Source organism: Candidatus Desulfolinea nitratireducens (assembly GCF_982879505.1).
Map to the genome: position 1 here is coordinate 1 of NZ_CEYOSI010000107.1, position 10,933 is coordinate 10,933.

General features: G+C 46.1%; 16 protein-coding genes and 1 tRNA gene. 15 read left to right on the forward strand and 2 right to left on the reverse strand.

What is annotated here, in order from left to right:
• Positions 1-99: 99 nt before the first annotated feature.
• From rpmG to rplL, 8 genes are all read left to right on the forward strand, one after another.
• The gene (rpmG, locus tag AC3DOM_RS10485; protein WP_487918997.1) at positions 100-267 is read left to right on the forward strand and encodes a 50S ribosomal protein L33; all 168 of its coding nucleotides are present in this window, start codon (positions 100-102) and stop codon (positions 265-267) included.
• A gap of 47 nt (positions 268-314) precedes the next feature.
• Positions 315-388: transfer RNA gene (locus AC3DOM_RS10490), tRNA-Trp, on the forward strand.
• Between the two features lie 76 nt (positions 389-464).
• Positions 465-680: a preprotein translocase subunit SecE gene (gene secE, locus AC3DOM_RS10495; protein WP_487918998.1), complete on the forward strand. Its 216-nt coding sequence runs from the start codon at positions 465-467 to the stop codon at positions 678-680.
• Between the two features lie 22 nt (positions 681-702).
• Positions 703-1,413 (forward strand): transcription termination/antitermination protein NusG, encoded by a 711-nt coding sequence (gene nusG / locus AC3DOM_RS10500; protein ID WP_487918999.1) that lies wholly within the window; start codon positions 703-705, stop codon positions 1,411-1,413.
• 88 nt (positions 1,414-1,501) lie between these two features.
• Positions 1,502-1,927 carry a 50S ribosomal protein L11 gene (rplK, locus tag AC3DOM_RS10505; RefSeq protein ID WP_487919000.1) on the forward strand — a complete coding sequence of 142 codons (426 nt, stop codon included), beginning with the start codon at positions 1,502-1,504 and terminating at the stop codon, positions 1,925-1,927.
• A gap of 61 nt (positions 1,928-1,988) precedes the next feature.
• The gene (gene rplA, locus AC3DOM_RS10510; protein WP_487919001.1) at positions 1,989-2,708 is read left to right on the forward strand and encodes a 50S ribosomal protein L1; all 720 of its coding nucleotides are present in this window, start codon (positions 1,989-1,991) and stop codon (positions 2,706-2,708) included.
• A 195-nt stretch (positions 2,709-2,903) separates the two neighbouring features.
• The gene (gene rplJ, locus AC3DOM_RS10515) at positions 2,904-3,431 is read left to right on the forward strand and encodes a 50S ribosomal protein L10 (RefSeq protein WP_487919002.1); all 528 of its coding nucleotides are present in this window, start codon (positions 2,904-2,906) and stop codon (positions 3,429-3,431) included.
• Between the two features lie 50 nt (positions 3,432-3,481).
• Positions 3,482-3,859 (forward strand): 50S ribosomal protein L7/L12, encoded by a 378-nt coding sequence (gene rplL, locus AC3DOM_RS10520; protein ID WP_487919003.1) that lies wholly within the window; start codon positions 3,482-3,484, stop codon positions 3,857-3,859.
• 75 nt (positions 3,860-3,934) lie between these two features.
• Here rplL and lexA read toward each other — a convergent pair whose 3' ends face one another.
• Positions 3,935-4,612 (reverse strand): transcriptional repressor LexA, encoded by a 678-nt coding sequence (gene lexA / locus AC3DOM_RS10525; protein WP_487919004.1) that lies wholly within the window; start codon positions 4,610-4,612, stop codon positions 3,935-3,937.
• 292 nt (positions 4,613-4,904) lie between these two features.
• Here lexA and AC3DOM_RS10530 point away from each other — a divergent pair, with 292 nt between their 5' ends.
• The 7 genes from AC3DOM_RS10530 to AC3DOM_RS10560 all read left to right on the forward strand — a co-directional run bounded on the left by AC3DOM_RS10530 (position 4,905) and on the right by AC3DOM_RS10560 (position 10,519).
• The gene (locus AC3DOM_RS10530; protein WP_487919005.1) at positions 4,905-5,147 is read left to right on the forward strand and encodes a hypothetical protein; all 243 of its coding nucleotides are present in this window, start codon (positions 4,905-4,907) and stop codon (positions 5,145-5,147) included.
• 82 nt (positions 5,148-5,229) lie between these two features.
• Positions 5,230-6,744 (forward strand): IS66 family transposase, encoded by a 1,515-nt coding sequence (gene tnpC / locus AC3DOM_RS10535; RefSeq protein ID WP_487919006.1) that lies wholly within the window; start codon positions 5,230-5,232, stop codon positions 6,742-6,744.
• A 74-nt stretch (positions 6,745-6,818) separates the two neighbouring features.
• On the forward strand, positions 6,819-8,012 hold the full coding sequence (locus AC3DOM_RS10540) for an MDR family MFS transporter (protein ID WP_487919007.1): 1,194 nt from the start codon (positions 6,819-6,821) through the stop codon (positions 8,010-8,012).
• Between the two features lie 25 nt (positions 8,013-8,037).
• The gene (locus tag AC3DOM_RS10545; RefSeq protein WP_487919008.1) at positions 8,038-8,427 is read left to right on the forward strand and encodes a DUF2089 family protein; all 390 of its coding nucleotides are present in this window, start codon (positions 8,038-8,040) and stop codon (positions 8,425-8,427) included.
• Position 8,428: 1 nt separating this feature from the next.
• On the forward strand, positions 8,429-9,496 hold the full coding sequence (locus AC3DOM_RS10550) for an SHOCT-like domain-containing protein (RefSeq protein WP_487919009.1): 1,068 nt from the start codon (positions 8,429-8,431) through the stop codon (positions 9,494-9,496).
• 11 nt (positions 9,497-9,507) lie between these two features.
• On the forward strand, positions 9,508-10,125 hold the full coding sequence (locus AC3DOM_RS10555) for an SHOCT-like domain-containing protein (protein WP_487919010.1): 618 nt from the start codon (positions 9,508-9,510) through the stop codon (positions 10,123-10,125).
• A 13-nt stretch (positions 10,126-10,138) separates the two neighbouring features.
• Complete coding sequence (locus AC3DOM_RS10560; protein ID WP_487919011.1) at positions 10,139-10,519, forward strand: SHOCT-like domain-containing protein; 381 nt, start codon at positions 10,139-10,141, stop codon at positions 10,517-10,519.
• 82 nt (positions 10,520-10,601) lie between these two features.
• Here AC3DOM_RS10560 and AC3DOM_RS10565 read toward each other — a convergent pair.
• Positions 10,602-10,933, reverse strand: a 332-nt coding sequence (locus AC3DOM_RS10565; RefSeq protein WP_487919012.1) for a hypothetical protein, incomplete at its 5' end; no start/stop codon positions are given.

Sequence of the window (10,933 nt, forward strand, 5' to 3'; positions counted from 1 at the left end):
CATCCGTGAAGGCGGTCTGACCGTCGGCGCTGGTGTGATCACCAAACTACTTTAATTATAGAAGGACGATCTGTAAAAAGATTGTATTAGTGAAAAGATATGTCTGGAAAAAGAGGCGTTCGCCCTGTTGTCACGCTGGCTTGTGATGAGTGCAAAGAGCGAAACTATACAACTGAGAAAAACCGCCGCAACGATCCTGGTCGCATCGAGCTGAAGAAATTCTGCTCACGCTGCCGCAAGCACACGTTGCACCGCGAAACGAAATAACCAGTGTCAGTGTCGCGTACGATCTGGTAAGTGACACTGACACCTATAGGCCAGTAGCTCAATTTGGCAGAGCAACGGTCTCCAAAACCGTAGGTTGTGGGTTCGATTCCTGCCTGGCCTGTCTAATAACGCCGTCCTCTCAGAAAAAAAGAGTATGAGGCGGCGTTTTATCCGTCACTAGAAAGAAGGAGAAGCTTTTGGCTACAAAGAAAAAAACAAGCAAAAAGCAAAATTTTATCCAACGGTACGCTCGCGAAACTACTGGAGAACTTCGAAAAGTTTCATGGCCCTCACGCGAGGAAGCGATGAATCTGACCGTTATCGTGATTATTACAATGATCTTCACAGGTGCTTTCCTTAGCCTGGTGAGTGGTCTTTCCAGTCGTTTAATGAATTTTCTGCTTGGTATCTAGTATTTTGGAATAGAGGTCTTTCATGGACGTTCAGAATCCAGAAGAAAACTTCGACGAGGTGGTCGACGAAAAAGAGAAAGCTGAAGAGTTGGAAAACTCATCAGCGGTTTCCCCTTTAAGCGACATTGTCGAACCGCCCACGGATGAGGGGCTTGCTTCTGAACAAGAGATATCCTCCGAATCTGAAGAAATCCCTCCTGACGAAGAGGATCCAACCGATTGGTTTGTGGTCCATTGTTACTCAGGTTATGAGAAGAAAGTTCGCCATAATCTTGAGCAGCGTATCGAATCAATGGGGATGCGAGACATGATTTTTGATGTCATCATCCCAACGCAGGAAGAAGTTGAAGTCAAAGATGGCAAACGACGCACTGTAGAACGCCATATCTTTCCCGGATACGTTCTGGTCAATTTGATCCTGACCGAAGAATCCTGGTTTGTTGTTCGCAACACCCCGGGAGTGACTGGTTTTGTTGGCATGGGTAATCTCCCCACGCCCTTGCGCCCGGAAGAAGTGGCCCAGATCATCAAGCGCATGGAATCCGATTCCCCGATGGTCAATGTTGCCTTCAAGGTTGGCGAGCGTGTCCGCATTGTTGACGGACCCTTCAACGATTTTCGTGGGGTTGTCGCAGATATCGACATGGAACGCACAAAGGTACGTGTTATGGTCAGCTTCTTTGGTCGTGAGACCCCCGTTGAGCTTGACTTTTTACAGGTAGAAAAAGCATAAATATCAACCCCCGGCAGGCATTTAGCTTGCTGGATAAAAAAGTGGGAGGACGTTATCAAATGTCCGTCAAAACCACAGAGGAGTAAAAATGGCAAAGAAATTCAAAGCAATTGTACGGTTACAGATTGAAGCAGGCAAAGCCAATCCGGCGCCTCCGATCGGCCCCGCCTTGGCTGGTCATGGTGTCAACATCATGGCATTTTGCAAAGAATATAATGCTCGCACATCCAGCCGCCCGGGAGAAATTCTCCCTGCTGAGATCACCGTTTTCACTGATGGGTCTTTCACCTTTATCTTAAAGACCCCTCCTGCAGCGGAGCTTTTGCGTAAAGCAGCCGGTGTTGAAAAAGGCTCTGGTGAGCCGAATCGCGAAAAAGTTGGAACTGTGAAACGCGCACAAGTACGCGAAATTGCAGAAACCAAGATGAAAGACCTGAACGCGATCAACATCGAAGGCGCGATGTTGCAAATTGAGGGCACTGCCCGCAGTATGGGCATTATTGTAGTAGACTAATAACTGGTGGGAGGGCAAAAGGCTTTTTAGCCAAAGCCCGCTTGTACCACGGAGGAGTATTATGGCAAAGCATGGAAAAAAATACCGGGCCGCAGCGGCCAAAGTAGATCGAGATAACTTCTACACTCCCAGCGATGCAATGAAACTGGCGGTAGAAACCTCGACCACAAGTTTTGATTCAACCGTTGAGGTTCATGTGCGTATGGGACTAGACCCCCGTAAAGCTGACCAGCAGGTGCGTGATGTAGTCAACCTGCCTCATGGCCTGGGGAAGACCGTTCGCGTATTGGTCTTCGCATCTGGCGAAGGCGCTACAATTGCCCGTGATGCTGGCGCAGATTTCGTTGCAGATGATGATGAAGCGATGAAGAAAATCCAGGATGGTTGGACCGATTTTGATGTCGCGATCTCAACCCCTGATATGATGGGGAAGGCTGGCCGCCTGGGACGTGTTCTAGGCCCGCGTGGTTTGATGCCAAATCCTAAAGCCGGAACAGTTGTCAACGCCGAAGATCTGCCGCGTGTTATTGAAGAATCAAAAGCCGGACGTGTGGAATATCGCCTTGATAAGACCGCAAATATCCATGTCCCGATTGGCAAAACCTCTTTTGGCGCAGAAAAATTACTTGATAATTTCACGTCTTTGATGAATGCGATCGTCAAGTCAAGACCTGCCGCTGCAAAAGGTAACTATATTCAGCGGGTAACCGTCGCCTCGACGATGGGACCCGGCGTGAAAGTTGATGCCTATCAGGCCCAATCCTTAGAAGCAACGGAGTAAGTTTTACTCTATCGCCTACGAAAAACCTATCACTTCGCCGAAGAAAGCAGGTGCTCCTTCAACAGAGCTTAATTCCCTGCCCAGACGAGGACTGAACGAAAGTTCTCCCCCATTCCGGGGGATCTCCCTTGAGAGAAGAAAGTCTTTGCCTGTGGATGTTGATAGGCAAAGACTTTTTATGAAAGGAGGTTACCTTTGGCACTAACAAAGCAACGCAAAGAAGAAGTATTGGCTCAATATAAAGAATGGATGAGTCAATGCCAGGCCCTGATCCTGATGGAATATAAAGGCGCGTCTGTAAAAGATATGGAAGAAGCTCGCTTTAAAATCCGTGAGGCTGGTGGTGAGTTTCATGTGGTTAAAAACCGATTGGCTAAATTGGCACTCAAAGCCAATGATTTTGATGTCCCGGATGGCTATCTTGATAATAGCACCGCGATCGGTTTCGCATTTGAAGATGTAGCATCAATAGCAAAAGCCTTGTCTGAAATGGCAAAAGAAGTTGAAGCGTTCAAATTCAAAGGCGGCTACTTGGGATCTGAGATACTCAGCCCTGAGCAAGTTTCTGCTCTTGCGAAACTGCCCCCCCTGGCCGTTTTACGAGCCCAATTACTGGGTGTCTTGCAGGCTCCGGCCAGCAAGCTTGTACGTACAGTTGCGGAACCTGCTCGTGGGTTGGCAGCAGTCCTCAAAGCATATTCTGATAATCCAGCCGCTGCTTAGCGGAAGAAACTATTTAAATCACTATTTTATAGAATAGTAAGGAGTTTTATATGGCTACAAATCTCGAAAAAATTGTTGACGAACTGAGCACGCTGAGCGTTCTCGAAGCCGCTGAGTTGGTTACATTATTGGAAGAAAAATGGGGCGTTTCTGCCGCTGCACCGGTCGCTGTTGCTGCCGCAGGCGCTGCTCCGGTTGTTGAAGCTGCTGAAGAAAAGACTGAATTTGATGTTGTCATCAAAGATGCTGGTCCCAAGAAAATTGATGTTATCAAAGCTATTCGTCAATTGACCAGCCTTGGTCTCAAAGAATCCAAAGAATTGGCCGAAGCCGCTGGTTCCAAGATTCTGACCCAGGTTGGCAAAGATGCTGCTGCCGACGCCAAAGAAAAACTGGAAGCCGCTGGCGCAACCGTCGAGCTGGCATAGTTTTTCAACCAAAGTTTAAACAAAAAGCGGCTCTATCAAGAGCCGCTTTTTCTATTTAGTTTATTGCCAAATTCACTAAATTACAGTTTTCTCAATTTGGCGGATAACCATGACAACTTTGCCTTTTATCTCCAGGGCTTCATCCTTGTCTACGTGAATAGCTTCCATTGTTGGGTTGGCAGGTTGAAGTCTATAGCCTTCTTTTTCTTTGTAGAAATACTTCAAAGTTGTCTCATCGCGTTCGGGGAGCCAAACAGCAACCATATCGCCATTATTTGGCTGTATGCCACCAGTTGATTTCATAACAACAATATCGCCATCATTGACCATCGCATCAATCATTGAATCGCCATCAACCTCCAGGGCAAAAAGCCCTTCGCTTTTATCGGGACTGGGAAGAAGCGAGCGCGCAATATCAATGGATGTCTCGGCGTCGAAATAGCTAAAGTCAGAAGCTGGAACCGGGATCGGTTCGCCCGCAACAATTCGACCTGCTACCGGTATCTTGAACATTTCTCCAAGAGGACTGCCTCCCGCCAATTGAACCCCGCGTGAAATCTTCCGTTGACGTTCGATCCTCCCCATCTTTTCCAATTGATCCAAATAATAATTAACCACTGAAGTTGACGAAATACCAGTATCCTCACCGATTTCGCGAATTGTGGGGGGGTAACCCGTACGTTCCTGGTAAGTCTTCAAAAATGCCAGAATTTTTTTGTGGCGCTCACCAAGTCCTTTAGATTTGCGTACCATAAAACACCTCCATAACGAATTTCGCTCATTTGTGCTATGAAATAATACTCGAACATGCGTTCTGCGTCAAGGTCTTATTTTAAATTCAAAAATGTTTTTGTAGATCATAGAGAGTTTTTACAGCCTATTCTGTGGAAAATTGTATTTCTTACGAATAAAACCGAAAACTTAATATAAACATAAGAAAATTGAAAAAATTAATAAATAACCTTGACATGCTAAATATAATGTGTATAATGCTGATGTAATTGAAATGGTTTCTTAGAAATAGGAATAAGTAAGGAGAAATGAAATGGTTCCTACATTAAATAATCATTACGAATACCGCCTTGCTCGACAGCGAGAACTTGAATCTGCTGCTCAGGAATATCGCCTTTCCACCATGGTTGGCAAGAAGAAAAAAATTAATTTAGTCCGAAGGTATATGGGCGCAATATTAATTTACCTTGGCCAGAAACTCGCCCAACAATCCGGCAAGATACGCAACTGGTATTTTCAACCAAACAATAAACGTCTCGTTGGAATAGGTATATGATTAAAAATCGTAACAACTCAGGTCTAAATCTGAGTTGAAGTTTACCATTGTCAAAAACGTGCAAACCGGTCAGAATTGGAGCATGGAAACCCTAAAGTTGCCCAGACAAGAAGAAATCCATGCTGCCTACCTCAAAGGCGAAGCCGCCATAGTTGCGTTGATTATCAATCAGGCAACAAGCTGGGTAGAAGTGATCCAAAAGCAACAAGAAACCATTGAGAAACTGCAAGAACGGGTGCAGGCACTGGAAGACCAATTAGCAAAGAACAGCCAAAACAGTGGGAAGCCACCCTCAAGCGATGGTCTGAAGAAACCACGAACTCGTAGCTTGCGAAAGCCAAGTGGCAAGAAAAGCGGTGGTCAATCTGGGCACAAAGGATATACATTGAAGATGAGAGAGAACCCGGATCGAGTGGAAGTGCATCGGGTTTGGCAGTGTCAATACTGTCAGCATGAACTAGAGAGCGTAGCAGTTCAAGGTCATGAGCGTCGACAAGTATTAGATCTGCCCATTGTACAAGTTGAGATCACAGAGCATCAGGCAGAAATCAAACCCTGCCCAGCATGTGGTCAGGAAAACAAAGCTGAGTTTCCAGCTATGGTGACGCAACCGATTCAGTATGGGCCAGGCATAAAAGCGCAAATGGTGTATTTCAATCAGTATCACTTTGTGTCGATTGAACGGGTAGCGGAGATCATGGTCGATCTATATGGGCAAGAAGTCAGCGAAGGAACGATTATCTCGTCGAGTTTGAAGTTGGCTCAACAGGTAAGCCTGGTCAATGAGAAAATCAAAGCACATTTGACAGCGCATGAATATGTAACCCATCATGATGAAACCGGTCTTCGAACTGCGGGAAAACTACAATGGTTACATTCCAGCAGTACTGAGCGATTAACCCATTATGCGATCCACCCGAAGCGGGGCTCCAAAGCGCTAGATGCTATTGGGATTATGCCTAATCGAAAAGGGACTGCGGTGCATGACGATTACAGTTCCTATTTCAAATACGAGAACGTCAAGCATGGTTTGTGCAATGCCCACCATCTGCGCAGTCTGGCTTTTATCGAAGAGCGATATGAAGAAGATTGGGCCCCAGAAATGGCGAAATTGCTCCTGGAGATCAAAAAAGAAGTTGACGTTGCGAAAGATCGTAAACAAACCAAGTTAGCTGAGCAAAAGAAAGCGGGTTTTGAGGAACACTACCTTCGAATAATTGAAAAAGGACTACAAGCCAATGCGCCACCACCAGAAAATGATCAACCAAAGGTTAAGAAACGAGGTCGCAAAAAACAGACTCCAACAAAGAACCTTTTGGATAGGCTAAAAAAACATCAAACGGGTGTGTTAGCTTTCATGCACGATTTTAAGGTGCCGTTCGATAACAATTTGGCTGAACGGGATATCCGCATGACGAAAGTCAAACAGAAAGTTTCTGGCTGCTTTCGGACGGATATGGGTGCCCAATCTTTCTGTAAAATCCGTGGGTATCTTTCAACGGCTCGTAAGAATGATCAGCCGATTCTGGAAGCATTACGTTTGGCTTTTCTTGGAAACCCTTTCCTTCCCGCTTTCATCTCTGTTCAAGCTGATTAGATGCCTGAGTTGTTACTAAAAATCAATTAGAACGCTGGAAATCCATTTATTACGAATATCCCCGCACTTTTTGGATGCTGGTTGGGATTACTTTTGTTGACCGTTTGGGGGGAGCCTTGCTCTTCCCATTTTTTGCCTTATATCTCACGGCCAAGTTTGGGATTGGGATGACGGAAGTCGGGATCCTATTTGCAATATACGCTCTTTCCAGTTTATTCGGAAGTATCCTGGGGGGCGCGTTTACTGATCGTTTTGGACGTAAGCAAATCGTCATTTTCGCCTTGATTGCAACATCCTTGAGCAGTGTTCTGATGGGGTTGGTTAACTCGATCACAGTTTTCTTCATGCTGGCGGCTCTTGTTGGCGTGATCGATATCGGTGGCCCCGCACGTCAGGCAATGGTGGCAGATTTACTTCCAGAAAAGAAACGGGCGCAGGGCTATGGGATTATGCGAGTCGCATTTAATCTCTCCGTCACCATCGGTCCCGCCATCGGCGGTCTGCTTGCCGCAAGATCCTACTTATTACTTTTCATTACGGATGCCGTCATCAGCCTGATCGTTGCCGCCCTGGTATTTGTTCTGATCCCTGAGACCAAGCCAGAGACAGCTCCAGGTGCCGAAGAGGAAAATGTCTCCCAGACCTTTGGCGGCTACGCCCTTGTTTTCCGTGACTATCTATTCCTTGCTTTCATCGGCGTAAGCATCTTAATGGGATTGGTTTATATGAACTTGAATACCACCCTCGGTGTTTTTCTGCGGGATACATTTAGTGTTTCAGAGGCCAGATATGGTGCCTTGCTCAGTCTGAATGCACTCATGGTTGTCTTGTTCCAATTCCCGATTATGCGTAAAATCGAAAATAAACCGCCGATGTTGATGATGGCAGCTGGAATGGTTCTATATACGATCGGTTTTGTTATGTACGGCTTTGTTGCAACCACACTTTTCTTTGCAATGGCCATGGTGATCCTGACCGTTGGAGAGATGCTTGTTGCTCCAGTTGCGCAGTCCTTGGTTGCGCATTTCTCACCGGAAGATATGCGCGGACGCTATATGGCTATCTTTGGAATCTCCGGTGCGGTGCCTTTTGCGCTTGGGCCGCTCCTGGCTGGGATGGTCTTGGATAACGCCCCCGATCAGCGTATACTATGGTACGCAGTCGGGATCGTGGGAGTGCTCGCTACTTTTGGCTTTCTTTGGCTCCATCGAAAAACTACAGAGAAAAAACCCCATGTCGAAAGGGAGATAGCCCCTGAGGCTGTCTAAAACGAATAAAAATGAGGAATATCTTATGAATCCTGCACTTACGCAATGTCCCGTTTGCAAAGATGAACTTGTCGTTACGCGCCTGCATTGCTCCTCCTGTAATACAACCATCGATGGGCGTTTTTTCTCAGGCCCTTTCTCTAGCCTCTCTCGAGAGCAAATGGAATTTGTCGAAGTTTTTGTCCGTTGCGAAGGGAAGATCACTCGTGTTGAAGCAGAACTAAAGCTCTCATACCCAACGATCCGAAATCGATTGCACGAAGTCATTCGGGCAATGGGTTATGAACCCGGTAAAGACGATCTGATGATGGATGATATCAAAGGCGAAAAACGCCGCACCACCCTTGAGGACCTCGATGCTGGACGAATTTCTGCCGAAGAAGCCATGAGCATTCTCGGTGGTGAGGAAGGATAATATGAAATTCGAAACGCTAACAACAAGCAAAACGCCCTCCCTCGTCATTGATAATGTTCCTGGCGATCTGCGACTCACTGGTTGGGATAATAACGAAATTAAAGCAAAAACCAACGGGAAGAAACTTGAACTTGTGGATAAAGATGGAGTTTTTACCCTCTCTTGTGATAACGATCTGATCCTCTCAGTTCCCAATGCCGCCCAAATTAAAATCTATAATATTAAAAACGATGCCAGCCTTCGCAGCCTTTCTGGTTTTCTGCAGATCGACTCAATGGGAGGAGACCTCGCCCTGCGCAATGTAGGATCAGTAAAATTGGGTGAGATCAAAGGAGATCTTGTTTTGCGTCACAGCAAGGGCGATTTCCAGGTTGAGAGAACGCGTGGCGATGCCTCTATCCGGGATATTGGTGGAAGCATGCAATTGGGTAATCTTGGCGGCGACTTACATTTACGCGAACTTCAGGGGAACCTGAAGGCTCAAATCGGTGGCGATGCGGTCCTCTTTATCACGCCCAAAGAGGGAGCAGAATATTCCTTCAGTGCAGGAAGCGATATTTTACTCCGCCTGCCTCAAGATTCAGATGTGGAACTAAACCTCTCTGCTAGTGGTAATTTGGATGTAAACCTCCCTGATTTCGATAAAGATCAAGACCTGCAGCATATCACTTTAGGGTCTGCTTCCGCCAAAATGACATTATCCGCCGGTGGAGATTTGCTCGTTACAACACAATCTGGGGAGTGGGATTCTCTTGCCGATTTCGATATTGGTTTACCATTTATCGGTGCAGATTTGCCAGGAGTTCCAACTGATCTTGCTGATCAAATTTCTCACAAAGTCGAAGCTGCCACACGTAAGGCAATGAATCAAGCGGGTAAAGCGGGCCGCAAAGCCCAAAAAGCTGAGCGGCAAGCCCGACGAGCAGTGAGAATGGTAAGTCATCGATTTGATAGCAATAATAGCGCTGAGCCAGTTTCCGGGGATGAACGCCTGTTAATCCTAAAAATGCTTCAGGAGAAAAAAATCACAGCTGAAGAGGCCGAGAATCTCCTTTCGGCACTTGAATAAGGAATAAAATCATGTCATCAGAAGAAAGAAAACAAATCCTGAAGATGATCGAAGAAGGAAAAATAACACCTGAAGAGGGGGTGAATCTGTTGGAAGCTTTGGACGACAATTCCATTGAGGACGAGGCACCTTATCGAGCACAGGCAGCCCCAAATTCCAGATTTGACCCTTTAGATGGGTTGGATGAAGTTGCGTCAAGAGTTCGAAGCTATTGGTATATCCCCATGTGGATTGGTGTAGGGTTCACCGTCTTGGGCGGTCTAATCATGTATTGGGCCATGCAGGCTTCGGGATTTAATTTTTGGTTTTATTGCGCCTGGTTCCCATTATTTTTAGGGGTTTTGGTGGTTGCTTTGGCAGCGGGAGGCCATCGTTCTCATTGGTTATTTGTATCCATAAAGCGCTCCCCTGATTCGGTAGAGAGAGATATTTCATTGGGCTTTCCTCTTCCTTTTGGCTTGGGTGCATGGGTATTACGAAACTTTGGACATTATATTCCAAATCTGAATGAGACTATTGTGAATGAGCTTCTCAGAGTTTTGGAAGAAAGTCCTATAGGAGAGCCACAGCTTGTTGTTGATGTGCTAGATGATGAAGATGGTGATCACGTTCAGGTTTTTGTTGCCTGATAGGAGAAATATGATGATGGCTACCACAGAAGAACGCATGAAAATACTGAGGATGATTGAAGAGGAGAAGATCTCGGCCGAAGAGGGGGCGAAACTTCTCTCACTTTTAGGGAGTAGTCAAAAGGCCAAGAGTGCTGCCCATCATCGGGCTGCTGCACCACGTTGGCTGCGTGTTCGGGTGACAGATGTCAAGACAGGACGTTCGAAAGCCTCTGTGCAAATTCCTTTGAGCCTGGTCGATGCCGGGATGAAGATCGGGGCACATTTTGCACCTGAAATCGATGGGGTTGAGATGGATAATATTGCAGAAGCCCTGCAATCAGGTATGACAGGGAAGATCATTGACGTGATCGATGAAGAAGATGGGGAGCATGTCGAAATATTTATTGAGTAAATATTGTTTTGAATAATAAAAAAGGGTGCAGTTCAATTTTTCCACATGCTCTTTTTTTTTCAAACCAAAAGTTTCCCTCTTTCTAAATCCTTTCGATAACAACGCGCTCTGGGGTGATTTCAAACTCCCAATAGCCAAGGTCGTCAATTTTGTACACCAGGTACAGAGCCTCATGTTCCCGACTGACAGAATCAAGTTTAATTGAGCGCTTAGAACCAAACGTAAGATATTCCGATGACCATTCCCCCTGTTCCTCAGGATCATAATTGTCTGGTGGTTCATAGAGGCGTTTGATTCCTTCTTCGTTCAGTAGAAGACGTAAAATGGCTTCAGGGGCATCCATTGCCCATAACAGACTGGCAGTTGCCTGGGTTTCGATTTCTTGAACGCGTTCTTCTTCGGTCAATTCCCATT

Excerpts from the sequence above, each read along its gene's own strand:
- rpmG (WP_487918997.1), top strand. The coding sequence starts at position 100 with ATGTCTGGAAAAAGAGGCGTTCGCCCTGTTGTCACGCTGGCTTGTGAT.
- nusG (WP_487918999.1), top strand. The coding sequence starts at position 703 with ATGGACGTTCAGAATCCAGAAGAAAACTTCGACGAGGTGGTCGACGAA.
- rplK (WP_487919000.1), top strand. The coding sequence starts at position 1,502 with ATGGCAAAGAAATTCAAAGCAATTGTACGGTTACAGATTGAAGCAGGC.
- rplA (WP_487919001.1), top strand. The coding sequence starts at position 1,989 with ATGGCAAAGCATGGAAAAAAATACCGGGCCGCAGCGGCCAAAGTAGAT.
- rplL (WP_487919003.1), top strand. The coding sequence starts at position 3,482 with ATGGCTACAAATCTCGAAAAAATTGTTGACGAACTGAGCACGCTGAGC.
- lexA (WP_487919004.1), bottom strand. The coding sequence starts at position 4,612 with ATGGTACGCAAATCTAAAGGACTTGGTGAGCGCCACAAAAAAATTCTG.
- AC3DOM_RS10530 (WP_487919005.1), top strand. The coding sequence starts at position 4,905 with ATGGTTCCTACATTAAATAATCATTACGAATACCGCCTTGCTCGACAG.
- tnpC (WP_487919006.1), top strand. The coding sequence starts at position 5,230 with ATGGAAACCCTAAAGTTGCCCAGACAAGAAGAAATCCATGCTGCCTAC.
- AC3DOM_RS10540 (WP_487919007.1), top strand. The coding sequence starts at position 6,819 with ATGCTGGTTGGGATTACTTTTGTTGACCGTTTGGGGGGAGCCTTGCTC.
- AC3DOM_RS10545 (WP_487919008.1), top strand. The coding sequence starts at position 8,038 with ATGAATCCTGCACTTACGCAATGTCCCGTTTGCAAAGATGAACTTGTC.
- AC3DOM_RS10550 (WP_487919009.1), top strand. The coding sequence starts at position 8,429 with ATGAAATTCGAAACGCTAACAACAAGCAAAACGCCCTCCCTCGTCATT.
- AC3DOM_RS10555 (WP_487919010.1), top strand. The coding sequence starts at position 9,508 with ATGTCATCAGAAGAAAGAAAACAAATCCTGAAGATGATCGAAGAAGGA.
- AC3DOM_RS10560 (WP_487919011.1), top strand. The coding sequence starts at position 10,139 with ATGATGGCTACCACAGAAGAACGCATGAAAATACTGAGGATGATTGAA.